The sequence below is a fragment of the Croceivirga sp. JEA036 genome (genome assembly GCF_011882165.1).
Taxonomy (GTDB): domain Bacteria; phylum Bacteroidota; class Bacteroidia; order Flavobacteriales; family Flavobacteriaceae; genus Croceivirga.
This window is the reverse complement of record NZ_JAATON010000005.1, coordinates 1-17,424: the sequence shown is the minus strand read 5'-3', so window position 1 is coordinate 17,424 and position 17,424 is coordinate 1. Positions and strand designations below refer to the sequence as shown.

Here is a 17,424-nt window from a genome sequence, read left to right as displayed (position 1 = left end):
TTACCCCTAGATGAACAAAATTGCAATTTATACAGGTGCATTTGGGAAAAATTACGGTATAATTCCTCAAAAAAAAATACCCGGTGCCGACTTCTTTTGCTTTACTGATGATAAAACCAAGATAAAATCACCTTGGAAAACCATAGAATTACTCAGTGACCATCCTGATGAGGGTAGAAAAAATCGACATCCAAAAATACTTCCTCATCTTTATTTTAAGGATTACGATATTAGCATTTATATTGACTCTAATTATTTAATTGTTGGGGACATACACGAGCTTATCCAAAGCCTAGGAAATTTTAAAATGGCAATTTTTGACCACAACCAATGTGATGATAAAAGAGACTGCGTCTACGATGAGTTTGATGCCCTTATAAAACTGGGAAAGGAACGTGGTAGTTTTAAAGATGCTCCAGAAGTAATGGAAAAGCAAATAGCATTTTTAAAATCAGAAAATTACCCAAAGAATAATGGTTTAATTTTTTCTGCTGTCCTTGTACGTAAACACAATGACCCAGAGGTTATAAAAGTTATGGAAGATTGGTGGCAAATGGTCTCTACCAGAAGTAAGAGAGACCAATTAAGTTTTGATTATGCCGCTTGGAAAAACAATTTTAAAACATCTATAATTAATGGTGATTTAAGAAGAGGAAACCCCTATTTCTATTTTGTATCTATAGCGCAAAAATCATACGCCTATAGATTGTTTAAACTAAAGTTTAAACGATTACTAGGAATACGTAAATATTGATACTGCAATGGTTAAAGTATCTGTTATAATTTCTTACTACAAAGCACTAGACAACTTAAAGCTTATCCTAAAAGCCTTAAACAATCAAAGTGCAAAAGAATTTGAGGCAATAATTTCTGAGGACGATAATAATCCAGAAACATCTTTGTTTTTACAAAAAAATAAAGGTCTGTATAATTTTCCCATAAAGCATACCTGCCAACAACAGGATATTGGGTTCAGAAAAAACCAAATGCTTAATAAATCTATAAAAGTTGCTGAAGGCAAAACCATTGTTTTTATAGACGGTGATTGTATACCTCATAAACATTTTGTTAAAGCATATATTGACCAAACCATACCCAATGTAATGCTCAAAGGCAGAAGAGTTATGCTAGATGAAGTGACTACCAATAAAATTAAAAATACAAATTCGCTAAGGTATTTAGCATTATTTAATATTCTAACATCTAAATCTGGCAAGAAAAAAGAAGCCATATACTTAAAAAACAAAAGCTTAATTTTTACACTAAAAGACAAAGGTTTATTGGGCTGTAATTGGGGAATACAGAAACAACATTTACTTGCCATAAATGGATTCGATGAAGATTATATAAGAGCTGCCGTTGGTGAGGATACAGATATAGAATGGCGTTTAAAAAAGAATGGAATCGGCAGTAAATCCATGAAAAACAAGGCAATTGTTTACCACTTATACCATAAAAAAGGGTATTCTGCGGAAGGGGTTGAAAAAAACCGAGAATTGTTGAGAGAAAAACAAGAAGCGAATAACTTTGTATGTTTAAATGGGCTAGATACATTAAGTAAGTCTTAAATTAAAATTTTAAAGTTTACATGAAAATTGGATACGATGCCAAACGAATTTTTCATAACAAAACCGGTTTGGGTAATTATGGCCGGGATGTTATTCGTATCCTAACAGATTTTACAGAAATAGAGTCCTTTTACTTATTTAACACCAGACAACCCACCGTTAATAGAAGTATCCCAGATGTAAAGACCACCATTGTTTATCCTAAAGGATGGTTTTGGAAAAAAATACCTGCCCTCTGGAGGATACTTGGACAGTGGAAACAAATAAATGAAAATGAGTTAAACTGTTATCATGGCTTATCTGGAGAAATCCCAATTAAACTAAAAAAACAGAGGGTAAAAACCATTGTTACTATCCACGACCTTATTTTTCTTAGTCACCCACATTATTACAAAATTTGGGATAGAATTATCTATAAATTAAAATTCAATTATGCGGTACATGCTGCTGATCATGTAATTGCCATAAGCGAGCAGACCAAAAAAGATATCATCCATTTTTTAAAGGTAAAACCTACCAAAATTAGTGTGGTATATCAAGGCTGTCATAATGCATTTAAGCAACAATTTCTAGAAAAAGATGTGGAAGCCATAAGGAGACGATACAACTTGCCAAATAAGTTTATTTTAAATGTAGGCACCATACAAGAGCGTAAAAATGCTTTAACCATTATAAAGGCTATAAAAGACACTACGTATCATCTGGCATTGGTGGGTGGTGAAAAGGGGTATGCTAAAAAACTTAAAAAATACATAGCTGATCACCAAATGGAAAGACAGGTTACTTTTGTAAAAAACATTTCCATACAAGACTTACCTAAATTATACCAAGCGGCTACAGTGTTCTGTTATCCTTCTTATTGTGAAGGCTTTGGAATACCGTTGATAGAAGCGCTTTTTAGTAAATTACCTATTATAGTAACTAAAGATGGTTGCTTTCCAGAAGCTGCAGGTCCGCATAGTATCTATGTAAATCCAGACGACCCAAAAGAAATACTAGAAAAAATTGAGTACTTGTATAAAAACCCTGCTATAAGAGCAGAGATGGCAAGCAAAGGGTACGATTTTGCGCAGCGGTTTACCGATCAAAAAGTAGGAGCAGATTTATTAGCAATCTATAACAAATTAAGGTAGATGAAAACAATTTGCTTTTTTAATACCGCAAAAGCTTGGGGTGGAGGAGAAAAATGGCATTTAGAAGTTAGTCAATACTTGAATGACCGAGGATTTTCTGTTTTTGTCATTGCGCATCCAGATAGTGTATTGGCCGCCAAACTAAGCAAAACCAATATTCCTTTTCAAACCATCGCACTCGGTAATTTAAGCTTTTTAAACCCAGTAAAAAGAGTAATTGTAAAGAAGACCTTAGCAAAAAGACAATTAGAAACCATTGTCATGAATCTGTCTAGTGATGTAAAAATAGCTGGTCCCATTGCCAAACAGTTGGGTGTTAAAAGAATTATTTACAGAAGAGGTAGCGCTATTCCCATTAAAAATAATCGGTTAAACAGATATCTTTTTAAAAATGTACTAACCGAAATATTAGCTAACTCACTAGCAACTAAAAAAACAATAAATCAAAAAAATCCCACTCTATTTCCAAAAGATAAGATAACTGTAATACATAATGGAATTGCCATTCCTGATAATTTAAATCGTATCTCTTGGGATAACAAAAAGCATTTCACTTTAATTAATTTAGGTCGATTAGAATACCAAAAAAATCAGACCTTTTTAATTGATGTTGCAAAACAATTAGAGGACCGTAAGGTAGAATTTAAGATGATTATAGGTGGGGAAGGTCGTTTAAGAACAGATTTAGAACAAAAAATATCAGAATTTAATCTAAGGGAAACTATTTCCATGGCTGGTTTTATAGATAATCCGATGGAGTTTCTTAAGCAAGGAGATATTTTTTTACTACCCTCTCACTGGGAAGGCTTTGGATATGTGTTAGCAGAAGCTGGCCTTTGTGGACTACCATCGGTGGCTTTTAATATTAGTAGTAACCCAGAGGTTATTAAACAAAATAAAACCGGTGTTTTAACTCCTCCAAACGATGTAGACGCTTTTGTAGAAGCAATCCTGAAATTGAGTGAAAATAAGGAGGATTTGATAGAGAAAGGGAAAGCAGCTAGGGAGTATATTATTAATCATTTTGATAAAGCAAAAAAGCTCAAAGAAATAGAAGGCTATTTATTGCATGGATAGAACAGAAAAAATAACAGCTTTATTAATAACTCTCAATGAGGAAAAACACATAAAGGAAGTGTTAGAAAACCTTTCTTTTTGTGATGAAATTATTGTTGTAGATTCTTTTAGCACTGACAATACCACAAAAATTATTGCTAATTATCCTCATGTTAAACTAATTCAAAGAGCCTTTAAAAATTATACAGACCAAAAACAATTTGCCTTAGACCAAGCCACAAACAACTGGGTTTTATTTATGGATGCTGATGAAAGAGTTACGCCAAAACTCAAAAATGAAATTGAGGTAACCATTAATTTAAAATCCCCTGCGGCTGCTTATTACTTTCTAAGGACATTTATGTATAAAAATAAAGTGCTTCGTTTTAGTGGTTGGCAGACAGATAAGAATTATCGCCTATTTCAAAAAAATAAAGTAAAGTTTGTGAAGGATAGGATTGTTCACGAAACATTAGAAGTTAATGGCGTTTCCAAAACATTAAAAAATAAACTAATTCACTATTCATTTAACTCTTACAGCACATATAAGGATAAAATGATAAAATATGGAGAAATGAAAGCTAAAGAAGCTTTTTACAATGGTAAAAAAGCAAGATGGTATCATTCTATATTTAGACCTTTTTGGAAATTTATTAACCACTATATTTTACGGTTTGGTTTCTTAGACGGTAAAAGAGGAATAGTCATTTGTTACCTTAATGCATTAGGCGTTCACAGTAGATATAAAGAACTAAAACGATTACAAAAATCTAATTTAAAATAGCCATGAAAGAAGACCTAGCAAAATGTTTGGAAACCTTACAAAATGGTGGACTTATCTTGTACCCCACAGATACGGTTTGGGGCATAGGTTGTGATGCTACTAATGTAGATGCTGTAAAAAAAGTATACGCACTTAAGAATAGGGAGGATTCTAAAGCATTGATTTGCCTTGTAGCCAATGATGCTATGTTAGAACGTACGGTAGAACAAGTTCCAGATGTAGCATGGGATATTATTGATTTAGCAACAAAGCCCACCACTATAATTTACGACCAACCCAAAGGTGTGGCCAAAAACCTAATTGCAGCAGATAATTCTTTAGCCATACGGATAGCTTCGGACGATTTTTGCAGAAATCTTATTCAACGGTTTAAAAAACCCATCGTATCTACCTCTGCAAATATTTCTGGAGCACCAACACCAGCGCAATTCTCAGAAATAGACCACCGTATTTTAGAAGGCGTAGATTATGTAGTAAATTTGCATCGCGAAAAAACAAATCCTTCTCCTTCTTCCATTATTAAATTAGGGAATGACGGTACGGTAAAGGTAATTAGGGAATAGCATACATGAAGTCGGAAAAATATCTAGAAGCATTAACCCATCCTGTTTTTAAATCTATTGGTGCCGCTGCCGATGAACTTGGTCTGGAAGCCTACGTTATTGGTGGTTATGTACGCGACTTTTTTTTAAAACGAGGTTCTGCCAAAGATATAGATGTAGTTGCTGTTGGGAGTGGCATTGCTTTAGCAAAAGCAGTTGCTAAATTGCTTAAGGGTAGTTCTGACGTAAAAGTTTTTAAGAATTTTGGTACCGCCATGCTAAATTATAAAGGCATGGAAATAGAGTTTGTTGGCGCACGTAAAGAGAGTTACACTAGGGATAGTAGAAAACCTATTGTAGAAGACGGCAGCTTGCAAGAAGACCAAGACCGTAGAGACTTTACCATTAATGCTTTGGCATTGGGGCTCAATGCACATAATTTTGGAATAGTATTAGACCCTTTTAAAGGATTAGCCGATTTACAAAAAGGTATTCTACGTACCCCTTTAGAACCAGGGATAACTTACTCTGATGACCCGTTACGAATGATGCGTGCTATACGCTTTGCGACACAGTTGAATTTTGAAATTGAATTAAGTTCTTTACAAGCTATTAGTGAACATAAAGAGCGTATCAAAATCATTTCCGAAGAGCGTATTGTTGATGAGCTGCACAAAATCCTAAATAGTGAGCAGCCTTCTATTGGTTTTGCCCTAATGCATAAAACTGGCCTACTACCCTATATATTGCCCGAATTAAAAGCACTCCAAGGTATTGAAGAGATTGAAGGACAACGTCATAAAGACAATTTTTGGCACACCTTAGAGGTGGTAGACAATATTGCTAAAACCACAGATAACCTTTGGCTACGTTGGGCTGCATTATTACACGATATTGGTAAGGCACCTACTAAAAAGTTTCATAAAAAAATAGGGTGGACTTTTCATGCGCATGAATTTGTGGGTAGTAAAATGGTCTACAAATTATTTAAGCGTTTACGGATGCCATTAAATGACAAGATGAAGTTTGTCCAGAAAATGGTTTTAATGAGCTCTAGGCCTATTATTCTATCTGAAGACCATGTGACAGATTCCGCTGTTAGAAGATTGGTGTTTGATGCCGGAGAACATGTGGAGGATTTGCTCACTTTATGCGAAGCAGACATTACCACTAAAAATCCTAAAAAGCAACGTCGTTATCTTAACAACTTCAAGTTGGTACGTCAAAAAATAAAGGAAGTAGAAGAACGGGACCGCATCAGAAATTTTCAGCCTCCAGTAAGTGGTGAAGAAATTATGGAGACCTTTAACCTTAAACCTTCCAAAGAAATTGGTATCATAAAAGAAGCTATTAAAGAAGCTATTTTAGAAGGTGAAATTCCTAACGATAAAGTAGCTGCCTTTGCTTTTATGCTTACTAAAGGAAAAGAATTAGGATTAGAACAAAACAACTAAAACAGTATAAAGCTTAGTTGTATCCCCACAGAAACAAGGGTATTCACGTGGGTGTAGCCCTATTTTACAACATAAAATTTTAGCAACTGTTAGTCCCATATACTTTTACGCTTAATTAAAATAGTCAAGACTCCCCCCATATTTTATTGGCTACCAGTATACTTATATGCGTAAACAACTGACCAACCAAACTTTGTTTTATATACGTGCTATATGTGCCTTATTTTTGTTTAGTTTTTTTGGTGCACCTACCCTTTTAGCCCAACAAACTACTACATGGACACAAAATAGTCTTACCGAATGGCAAAGTGTTTCTAGTGATGGAAAAGTTCTTGTGGTTTGTAAAGTTAGTAACGGTACCGCTATTAATGGGAACGAGAATATAGATTGTGCTAAAACCAATACGTATTCCGACCCGGCTATTGTGGGCAGTTCTTCTATAGAGATTGAAGTCAGTTCTATAGCTGCAGGCAATCTATCTTTTGAATTTTATGAAAATACTCCGGGTAACATTCCAGTATATATAGTAAACCCTATCATAAATGTAGATAAAATAGGTACATTTTCAATAACACTAGGAGACTCGGCTACAGCAAATTTTAATTTTACCAATGGCACTTGGAACGAATTGAGTTCGGTTGGACCAATTTTTCAATCTACTGCAACATCCTTTAATATAAATGATTCTGCGCTTCTAATAAGTAATGGTGGCGAGTGTGGAAATGGATTAGATAGTGGAACAGGTGCTGGAAGCCTATCGGTGAATGAGCCCTCGCACGTTATTCAAATGAATACAAATGTAACTGGAGGCTTATTAGGAATTCCTCTTTTTACGGCTTCTGATAAAGTAGAATTTGTTTTATCAAATCTCATTATTGCTGAACCTCAAATTGAAGTTACAAAAACCGTAACCGAAGCATATAGTAACCCTGTTTCTGCAGGCGATGTAGTGCAGTATACTATAGAAGTAGAAAACACAGGTAATGTAACCCTGAATAACATTACACTAAATGACTCTTTTACGGATGCCAATTTAAACCCATTAACCATTACCGGACCTAATTATGTTACTAATACTATGGGGTCTCCTATGGGCACATTACAAGCTGGTGAAGTAGCCACCTATGTTGCTAGCTATACGCTTACAGCAGGCGATTTACCTAATGGTGGATTTTTAAATCAAGTTACTGTTACAGGAGATAGTCCTTATGGTCCTGCAGATACAATAGATATTTCTGACGATGGCATCGATACGGATGGTAATACTGAAAATGATGTTACTGAGAGCTTCTTTCCCGTGCCACAAGATGACAATGTGAGTACAGATGAAGACGTGTCAAGAGCTATCTATGTTACAACGAACGATTCTTTCGGTGGCAATGGTCCTGGAACTGTAGGTATATTTTTATTTAGCAACCCTTCTAACGGAGTCGCTAATCTCAATGTAAACGGTACACCAACGGACCCAACAGACGATTTTTTTACCTACGCTCCAAACCCCGACTTTTCGGGTTCAGATAGTTTTATATATGGTATAATTGATGCCTTAGGACATATTGTAAATGCAAACGTATCTATTACCGTTAATGGTTGTCCTGAAGCCGGTGGAAACGCACTTTTAAAGTATTGTGAGGGTTCCACACCAACTCAAACAGATTTATTTACTGCACTTACTGGGACTCCAGATACTGGTGGAACGTGGACAGATAATGGAAACGATAGTTACACTTATACGGTGACTGCCACAGCTCCATGCACGCAAGATGCATCGGCTACTGTTTTTGTTTCTTATGCTGCTCAAGCAGATGCTGGAACTAACGGCAGTTTGGTCATTTGTGAAGGAGCAACCGTTACCGCTGCACAGCTTTTTGCGCAACTCGGTGGTTCTCCTGACAATACTGGAACTTGGTCACCTGCTTTAGCTGGTGCTGGAACATATACTTACACTGTCCCCGCAACTTCGCCTTGTACGATAGATGCTATTGCAGAAGTGGAAGTAACTGAACAAGCTGCCCCAGATGCAGGTAGCAATGGTACTTTAGTCATTTGTGAGGGAGAAACCGTCACCGCTGCACAGCTCTTTGCGCAACTCGGTGGTTCTCCTGACAATACTGGAACTTGGTCACCTGCTTTAGCTGGTGCTGGAACATATACTTACACAGTTACAGCTACTTCGCCTTGTACGACAGATGCTATTGCAGAAGTGGAAGTAACTGAACAAGCTGCTCCAGATGCAGGCAGTAATGGAACTTTAGTCATTTGCGAAGGAGAAACCGTCACCGCTGTACAGCTCTTTGCGCAACTCGGTGGTTCTCCTGATAACACTGGAACTTGGTCACCTGCTTTAGCTGGTGCTGGAACATATATTTACACCGTCCCCGCAACTTCCCCTTGTACTGCAGATGCTATTGCAGAAGTGGAAGTAACGGAACAAGCTGCTCCAGATGCAGGCAGTAATGGAACTTTAGTCATTTGCGAAGGAGCAACCGTTACCGCTACACAACTTTTTGCGCAACTCGGTGGCACTCCGGACAACACTGGAACTTGGTCACCTGCTTTAGCTGGTGCTGGAACATATACTTACACTGTCCCCGCAACTTCGCCTTGTACGATAGATGCTATTGCGGAAGTGGAAGTAACCGAACAAGCTGCTCCAGATGCAGGCAGTAATGGAACTTTAGTCATTTGTGAAGGGGCAACCGTTACCGCTGCACAACTTTTTGCACAACTCGGTGGTTCTCCTGACAATACTGGAACTTGGTCACCCGCTTTGGCTGGTGCTGGAACATATATTTACACTGTCCCCGCAACTTCGCCTTGTACCTCAGATGCCATTGCAGAAGTGGAAGTAACCGAACAAGCTGCTCCAGATGCAGGCAGTAATGGAACTTTAGTCATTTGTGAAGGGGCAACCGTCACCGCTGCGCAGCTTTTTGCGCAACTCGGTGGCACTCCTGACAACACTGGAACTTGGTCACCCGCTTTAGCTGGTGCTGGAACTTATATTTACACCGTCCCCGCAACTTCGCCCTGTACGATAGATGCTATTGCAGAAGTGGAAGTAACGGAACAAGCTGCTCCAGATGCAGGTAGCAATGGTACTTTAGTCATTTGCGAAGGAGCAACCGTTACCGCTACACAACTTTTTGCGCAACTCGGTGGTTCTCCTGACAATACTGGAACTTGGTCACCTGCTTTAGCTGGTGCTGGAACATATACTTACACAGTTACAGCTACTTCGCCTTGTACGATAGATGCTATTGCAGAAGTGGAAGTAACTGAACAAGCTGCTCCAGATGCAGGCAGTAATGGAACCTTAGTCATTTGCGAAGGAGCAACCGTCACCGCTGCACAGCTCTTTGCGCAACTCGGTGGTTCTCCTGACAATACTGGAACTTGGTCACCTGCTTTAGCTGGTGCTGGAACATATACTTACACTGTCCCCGCAACTTCGCCTTGTACGACAGATGCTATTGCAGAAGTGGAAGTAACGGAACAAGCTGCTCCAGATGCAGGCAGTAATGGAACTTTAGTCATTTGCGCAGGGGAAACCGTCACCGCTGCACAGCTCTTTGCGCAACTCGGTGGTTCTCCTGACAACACTGGAACTTGGTCACCCGCTTTAGCTGGTGCTGGAACATATACTTACACTGTTCCCGCAACTTCGCCTTGTACTGCAGATGCCATTGCAGAAGTGGAAGTAACGGAACAAGCTGCTCCAGATGCAGGTAGCAATGGAACTTTAGTCATTTGTGAGGGAGAAACCGTTACCGATGCACAACTTTTTGCGCAGCTTGGTGGTTCTCCTGATAACACTGGAACTTGGTCACCTGCTTTAGCTGGTGCTGGAACATATATTTACACTGTCCCCGCAACTTCGCCTTGTACTGCAGATGCCATTGCAGAAGTGGAAGTAACTGAACAAGCTGCTCCAGATGCAGGCAGTAATGGAACTTTAGTCATTTGCGAAGGAGCAACCGTCACCGCTGCACAACTTTTTGCGCAACTCGGTGGCACTCCGGACAACACTGGAACTTGGTCACCCGCTTTGGCTGGTGCTGGAACATATGTTTACACTGTCCCCGCAACTTCGCCTTGTACTGTTGATGCCATTGCAGAAGTGGAAGTTATAGAGGATACAACAGACGCAAATGGTAATTCTATTCCCGATTGTGCTGAAAGTCCACCTATAATTTTATTGCCTACAATTCAGGTAGACGCAATCACATTAGATAATATCATAAATATTGCTGAATCCACAACAAATATTATGGTTACAGGGATAGTCGGTGGTGATTTTAGTCCAGGAGATTCGGTAAATCTAATCAGTAATAACACTACCTATTCTGGTATTATTGATACTAATGGAATTTTTGCCATTGACGTATCTGGACAAGATTTGATACTAGATGATGATTGGGGACTAGTGGCACAAATTGTGACCAGAGATATATCTGGAAATACAGGTTCTGCAGCCATTATTCATAATTATAATGTGGATATAAATGCTCCAATAGTAGATAGTTATACAGCTACTATTCTTGCTCCTGTAATTACTGGTCAAGCTGATATTAACGAACAATTGCTTATAGAGATTGATATCGATAGTGATTCCGTAACCGACGTTGTTTATGAAACCACAACAGATATTAACGGAAATTGGCAAATAGATTTGGCTATAGCCACACCTATCTCTGGTTTTTATGAAAATGACAGTTATGACACAGTGCTACAAATAACCGCTAGTGACGCCGTAAACAATGCTGGAAACGGTAATATAGATTTTAGGTTAAATGACACTATGGATGCAGATAACGATGGCTTAATAGACACGGAGGAAAACACCTTGGGTACGGACCCGAACAATCCAGATACAGACGGTGATGGTATAGATGATGGACAAGAAGTACTAGACGGTACAAGTCCCCTAGATCCATGTGATTCCTTAGGAGGCACACCCCCTGCAAACAGTGATTGTGAACTGTTTATTAAAAATGATGTTGTAACTCCTAGCGCTACAAATGGATATTTTAGAATTTTCAATATCGCTTATTATCCAGAAAATACAGTAGAATTACTAAATAGATACGGCACCTTAGTCTGGAATACACAGCAGTACCATAATGAAAGTAACAATTTTAAGGGTTATGGTAATGATGGTAAACAGTTACCAAGTGGTATTTATTACTACACCATTAGATACCGTGTAAACGACAGTTATAAAACAAAAAAAGGATACCTGTTTATCAACAAATAAGCCATGAAAAAAATTCTTTTATTCTTATTGGTTTTCCAAGGCATCCAAATTGTATTTGGTCAGCAAGATGCCCAGTTTACCCAATATATGTATAATACACAGGTAGTAAACGCAGGCTACGCCGGTTCGCGAGAAAGCTTAGGAATTACCGGGTTGCATCGCTCTCAATGGGTGGGTCTAGATGGCGCCCCTACCAGCCAGACTTTAAGTTTAAGTTCGCCAGTAAGCGAGCGTGTTGGGTTAGGATTCTCTTTTGTAAATGACGAAATAGGAAATGGAACTATACAAGATTCCTTTTTTCAAGGCGTATTTGCATATCATGTACCCACTGGCAACTCCACGCTATCTTTTGGATTATCTGCGGGAGCTAGTTTTTTAAATGTAAATTTTGCCAATCTCACCAATTATGATGCCTCTACAGCTCCCATTGGTAATGGCGACGTCTATAAAAAGTTTGCCCCCACAGTGGGCGCAGGAATTTATTATCACAATGAAAAATTCTATGCGGGATTCTCCACGCCTAGCTTTTTAAAAACTGAGCATTTTGATACCGATAACAGCAATGATAGTAGTATTTATTTAGAAAATATTACATGGTACGGAATTATGGGATATGTGTTTGACATTGGTGCTAAAACCAAATTTAAACCTGCAGCTTTGGTTAAGATGACCAACGGAGCTCCATTAGCGGTGGATGTATCTGCCAACTTTATGTTTAACCAAAAGTTCATATTGGGCGGTGCTTACCGTATTAATAATGCATTAAGTGGTTTGGTTGGTTTTCAATTGAACGAAAAACTGTTGATGGGACTAGCTTACGATAAGGAGACTTCTACGTTTGGAGGAGAAACTTTTAACAATGGTTCTTTTGAAGTTTTTCTTAGATATGAATTTATCAAAAAAGAGAAAATAGATTTAACTCCCAGATTTTTTTAGTGCCTAATGATTAAACAAATCACCATAGCAATTATCAGTTTGTGCTTTGTATCCCTAAGCGCTCAAAAAAAAGTGGACAAAGCCAAAAACTATGACCATTACGGGTACATGGTAGACACATCGCCCTATAAAAAACTATTAGACAATGGCATGCCTCCCTTAGAAATTTACAAGACCCTAGGGAATGCTAATTACTTAAAAGGAAAATATGATGTTGCCTCTTATTGGTATGCAAAATTGATGGAGCGTACAGCAGAAAAAGATTATGACCCAAATTACCTTTTTAGATTGTCTTTGTGTCTTAAAAGTATTGGGGAATATGAAGCTTCTGACAGATGGATGGAAAAGTTCGTTTTGTTAAATCCCTCAGATTTACGCGCCAAGCAGTTTGCGGCAAATAGAGACTACCTCAAAAAAATTAACCAAGCCTCTGTGGGTACAGAACTCATCAACCTTAAAAATATAAATACCAGCGAAACAGATTTTGCACCTGCCATTCTAAACCAACAATTGGTGTATGCCACAGCCAAAACAAAAGATACTGATGAAAAGCTGAAACGTCCTTATTTAAATTTGTATTCTGCTGAACTGACCGAAGGTATACCAGCAGAGAGTCCAAAACAATTTTCTACTAGTATAAATACAGAAGCTAATGAAAGTTCTATTGTGTTTAGTAAAGATGGTAAAACCATGTACTTTACCAGAAATAATATGAAAAAGGGCAAATTTGTACGTGACAAAAATGGTATTAGTCGTTTAAAAATTTACCGTTCCCATTTTAAAAATGGACAATGGAGCCCAGCAGAAGACCTCTCTTTTAATAGTGACTTATACTCTACTGCACACCCGGCACTAGATACCACTGGCACTACCCTTTATTTTAGTTCTGACATGCCTGGTACGCATGGGGCATCAGACATATTTAAAGTGGAAATACGAAAAGACGGTAGTTTTGGAACACCCGTAAACCTAGGTCCAGAAATTAATACAGAAGCTAAAGAAAATTTTCCCTTTGTAGCAACAAATGGCAAATTGCATTTTGCCTCTGATGGACATCCTGGTTTGGGTGGAATGGATATTTTTAAGTTTGATGAGGAACTACAAAAAGTAATAAATCTTGGCGCTCCTATAAATAGTCAGGCCGACGATTTTTCTTATGTTACAAATCCTGATGCTACCTTTGCCTATTTAGCGTCTAACCGTACTGGCGGTGCTGGACAAGACGACATCTACGCAGTAAAACTGGCAGATGCTAACTGTGAAAAAACGATAACGGGCTGGGTTAAGGAAGAAAGTACTGAAAGTACTGTAGCAGATGCTAGTATACTTTTTATTGGTGATGGTGGCCAAGAATTACTTACTGTTAATACGGCTACAGATGGGAGCTTTACCGCTACACTACCTTGCCAAGAAGAAGTAACAATAATAGCGGGTAAAGATGGCTATAGGCAAGGTACCTTTGAGATACGCAATTTTAAGAATGACGAAGCCCATGAACCTATAACTGTTACTATTGGTAATGACGATGCAACTGGCACAGACTTGGTTAAATTATTACAATTAGACCCCATTTATTTTGATTTAAATAGTTCTTACCTACGTTTTGATGCCTACGCCAATTTAGATAAGGTTGTTACTTATTTAAAAGCACATCCAGAAGTTAATTTAGAAATTGGTTCTCATACAGATAGTAGAGAAGAAGACGCCTATAATTTGTGGTTATCTAATAGGCGCGCTAAACGTACCCAAGATTACATTATTAGTAAGGGAATATCTACTGCTCGACTTTCTGCAAAAGGGTATGGAGAAACACGCTTGGTAAATTCTTGTAGCAACAACATAGAATGCACTGAAAATGAACATCAAAAAAACAGAAGGTCTGAATTTATTATTAAAAAATAGATTGCCTTTTACATCAAAAAAAAGTATCGCCTTCAACTCCCAGTTGAAGGTTTTTTTTTGTCTTAAGCTAGGGTTATTTTTTAGATAAACTAACAAAATAATCCGATAAAAATCTTACAGCTACGTTAATACTCATTACATTTATATAAGATTTTACCTACAGTTATCGACATATGACAACATTTTTTTAGTAAGAATTTAACTACTGATTTATTTTAAATTTCAGTTACAAGAACTGAATAATTAAAGATTTAGGTATTTTAGGTATGAAAGAGTATTGGAAAGCATTGTCAAAATTGGGAAGCGTTTTGACTGCAACATTTTGTGTGTTACTATTTTTTTCTGGTAGGCCCTTAAAAAATTTAGCAACAAATACTAAAACAGTTACAAATGCGCCATTCGCTGTTCCTGTCTTGGATTTGAACGGGACAGGTGCCGGTACAACGTACCAAAACATTATAATTCCAACAACATCTAATGTTTATCCTATATCGTCTGGAGCTACCTTAACTTCAGATTTAAACACCATCACTAGTGCTACCATAACTGTAACTGGTGTTCAGGATACCCCAAATGGAGAATTATTAGCAGTAAATAAAGGTGGTGGCAATTTTGATTTGTTGTTCTTTAATACAGCATTCGATACTTACGTATACAACCTACCTGGCTCTAGACTGGTATTGAGACAAACTTCTAATACCACGTTCACCATTACAGAGCAATTTGGTAATCCTATTCCCAACTCCGACTTCTTAATACTTATCAATGCTTTACAATATGGAGATCTTGCCAATCCGTATACAGATGGTGTACGTAACATAGATATTACAGTAACTGCTGTGGGTGGTGTGTCTACCTCCAGGTCGCAACTTATTGTTCATACGCGTCCTGTTGCAAATGATGACACCAATAGCATTATTGCCAATACTGCAGGAACGGTATCAGGTAATGTTATGACTGGTGGCACTCCGGATACGGGAAATTCTATCAGTGTAACCGAAGTAGACGTATATCCTGCACAAGTTGGTAACGCGTATTCTACCTTATATGGTAGCATTACCATACAATCTAATGGTTCTTATGTATATGATGTAGATGAGACTAATACCTCTGTGGTAGGATTAAAAAATGGTGAAAGCATACAAGATATTGTATCCTATACTATAAGAGATACCTATGGCTTTATAGACTATGGTATCCTAACAGTGACTATTAATGGTGTGGATGACGCTCCGGTAGCTTTAGATAATACTAATCAAATTGATGTTATTACTGAAACAAGTGTTGAAGGAAATATTGTTACTGATATTGGTGTAGATGGAGCCGATTTTATAGATAGAGGGCTCTCTAGACTTATTTGGGAAAATGAATTTAGTGCTGTAGTAGCTAACGACCCAAATAGATCAACGTCTGTGAACGGAGCAACAAGAAATATTAACGGAGTTACTGTTAATTTTTCTTCTACTGACCCATCTAATGCAGGGGTTGCAACAAGAAACCAAGTGGTGTATCAAAATTCTACGAATGGCGGGCACACGGGATATTTTGGTTTTGTAATAGATGGAGCAACTAATCCGGTTAATGACACCGAATTGGTAATTACTTTTTCTGAACCAGTTTTTAACTTAGGCTTTTTACTGGTTGATATTGATTATTCTCAAGGTACAGTATGGCAAGACCTTATTAAAATCAATGGCTCTTTAGATGGTACACCTTCTAATTATATGTTTACTACTACAGGTGGAGTTGTAGATGCTGGCAATAATACATTTTATGGAACTGGGAATGCTATACAAAGTGATGCTACTGGTAACATTAATGTATTTTTTGACCAACCCATTAATGAGCTTAGATTAAGCTATAACTACGGACCAGATGTGACCGCAGCAAATCCTTCTGGACAAATTGCTGGTGTTTCTGACATTTATTGGCAGGGAGACAATCCGAATATTATGGTGTCCGAAATTGATGGTAGCGGCGCAAATGTAAATACTACTTACATGGGTACCTATGGTAGCATTGTAGTTAATAATGATGGAAGTTATGTATATACCCCAGATACTAGCAATCCTGCTGTTGCTGGTTTATTAATTGGAGAAACCTTAACAGAAAATTTTCTCTACAGGTTAACAGATGGTAATACCAGTGATACGGCTAACCTTATTATTACACTAAATGGCACCAAAAACCCTCCTACTATCGATATCACCACACCTATCGAGGGTGACAATATTGTAAGTGCTGCCGAAGATGGCGATGTAACCATCTCAGGGACTACCACAGATGTAGAAGATGGACAAGTGGTAACGGTAACTTTTGATGATGGTATTAATCCTCCAGTGACCACTACCGCTACCGTAACTGGTAATGCGTGGACCGCTACTGATGCAGATATTTCTGGATTGAATAACGGTACCATCACCGTAACGGCGGATGTCACCGATTTTGGTGGTAACCCAGCTACCGATAACGACCCAATTACCCTGGATAATACCGCTCCAACTATCGATATTACAACTCCTATTGAGTTCGATAATATTGTAAGTGCAACGGAAGATAACGACGTTACCATCTCAGGAACTACCACAGGTGTAGAAGATGGACAAGTCGTGACCGTAACTTTTGATGATGGTATTAATCCTCCAGTGACCACTACCGCTACCGTAACTGGTAACGCGTGGACGGCTACCGATGCCGATATCTCTGGATTGAATAACGGTACCATCACCGTAACTGCGGATGTTACGGATGTAGCGGGCAACCCAGCTACCGATAACGACCCAATTACTTTA

General features: G+C 38.0%; 11 protein-coding genes. All 11 read left to right on the top strand.

Annotation, left to right across the window (positions count from 1 at the left end; all coding sequences use genetic code 11):
- Nucleotides 1-10: 10 nt before the first annotated feature.
- Nucleotides 11-754 (top strand): glycosyltransferase domain-containing protein, encoded by a 744-nt coding sequence (locus tag HCO57_RS13105; protein WP_167989398.1) that lies wholly within the window; start codon nt 11-13, stop codon nt 752-754.
- 7 nt (nt 755-761) lie between these two features.
- Nucleotides 762-1,568, top strand: a complete 807-nt coding sequence (locus tag HCO57_RS13100) for a glycosyltransferase (protein ID WP_167989397.1) — start codon at nt 762-764, stop codon at nt 1,566-1,568.
- A 20-nt stretch (nt 1,569-1,588) separates the two neighbouring features.
- On the top strand, nt 1,589-2,701 hold the full coding sequence (locus HCO57_RS13095; RefSeq protein ID WP_167989396.1) for a glycosyltransferase family 4 protein: 1,113 nt from the start codon (nt 1,589-1,591) through the stop codon (nt 2,699-2,701).
- Nucleotides 2,702-3,778 carry a glycosyltransferase gene (locus HCO57_RS13090; RefSeq protein WP_167989395.1) on the top strand — a complete coding sequence of 359 codons (1,077 nt, stop codon included), beginning with the start codon at nt 2,702-2,704 and terminating at the stop codon, nt 3,776-3,778.
- Nucleotides 3,771-4,541: a glycosyltransferase family 2 protein gene (locus HCO57_RS13085; protein WP_167989394.1), complete on the top strand. Its 771-nt coding sequence runs from the start codon at nt 3,771-3,773 to the stop codon at nt 4,539-4,541. The genes HCO57_RS13090 and HCO57_RS13085 overlap by 8 nt, the downstream gene beginning before the upstream one ends.
- 2 nt (nt 4,542-4,543) lie before the next feature.
- Nucleotides 4,544-5,104, top strand: a complete 561-nt coding sequence (locus HCO57_RS13080) for an L-threonylcarbamoyladenylate synthase (RefSeq protein ID WP_167989393.1) — start codon at nt 4,544-4,546, stop codon at nt 5,102-5,104.
- A gap of 5 nt (nt 5,105-5,109) precedes the next feature.
- On the top strand, nt 5,110-6,537 hold the full coding sequence (locus tag HCO57_RS13075) for a CCA tRNA nucleotidyltransferase (RefSeq protein ID WP_136950852.1): 1,428 nt from the start codon (nt 5,110-5,112) through the stop codon (nt 6,535-6,537).
- 166 nt (nt 6,538-6,703) lie between these two features.
- Complete coding sequence (locus tag HCO57_RS13070; RefSeq protein WP_167989392.1) at nt 6,704-11,794, top strand: gliding motility-associated C-terminal domain-containing protein; 5,091 nt, start codon at nt 6,704-6,706, stop codon at nt 11,792-11,794.
- Nucleotides 11,795-11,797: 3 nt separating this feature from the next.
- Complete coding sequence (locus tag HCO57_RS13065) at nt 11,798-12,730, top strand: type IX secretion system membrane protein PorP/SprF (protein WP_167989391.1); 933 nt, start codon at nt 11,798-11,800, stop codon at nt 12,728-12,730.
- 6 nt (nt 12,731-12,736) lie between these two features.
- Entirely contained in the window at nt 12,737-14,632 is a 1,896-nt protein-coding gene (locus HCO57_RS13060) for an OmpA family protein (RefSeq protein ID WP_167989390.1), read from the top strand.
- A gap of 266 nt (nt 14,633-14,898) precedes the next feature.
- The coding region (locus HCO57_RS13055) for a beta strand repeat-containing protein (RefSeq protein WP_167989389.1) at nt 14,899-17,424 on the top strand (2,526 nt) is incomplete at its 3' end.

Bases quoted from the DNA above. Each gene is read 5' to 3' on its own strand.
- HCO57_RS13080 (WP_167989393.1), top strand. From the start codon at position 4,544: ATGAAAGAAGACCTAGCAAAATGTTTGGAAACCTTACAAAATGGTGGA.
- HCO57_RS13085 (WP_167989394.1), top strand. From the start codon at position 3,771: ATGGATAGAACAGAAAAAATAACAGCTTTATTAATAACTCTCAATGAG.
- HCO57_RS13070 (WP_167989392.1), top strand. From the start codon at position 6,704: ATGCGTAAACAACTGACCAACCAAACTTTGTTTTATATACGTGCTATA.
- HCO57_RS13105 (WP_167989398.1), top strand. From the start codon at position 11: ATGAACAAAATTGCAATTTATACAGGTGCATTTGGGAAAAATTACGGT.
- HCO57_RS13090 (WP_167989395.1), top strand. From the start codon at position 2,702: ATGAAAACAATTTGCTTTTTTAATACCGCAAAAGCTTGGGGTGGAGGA.
- HCO57_RS13075 (WP_136950852.1), top strand. From the start codon at position 5,110: ATGAAGTCGGAAAAATATCTAGAAGCATTAACCCATCCTGTTTTTAAA.
- HCO57_RS13065 (WP_167989391.1), top strand. From the start codon at position 11,798: ATGAAAAAAATTCTTTTATTCTTATTGGTTTTCCAAGGCATCCAAATT.
- HCO57_RS13095 (WP_167989396.1), top strand. From the start codon at position 1,589: ATGAAAATTGGATACGATGCCAAACGAATTTTTCATAACAAAACCGGT.
- HCO57_RS13060 (WP_167989390.1), top strand. From the start codon at position 12,737: ATGATTAAACAAATCACCATAGCAATTATCAGTTTGTGCTTTGTATCC.
- HCO57_RS13100 (WP_167989397.1), top strand. From the start codon at position 762: ATGGTTAAAGTATCTGTTATAATTTCTTACTACAAAGCACTAGACAAC.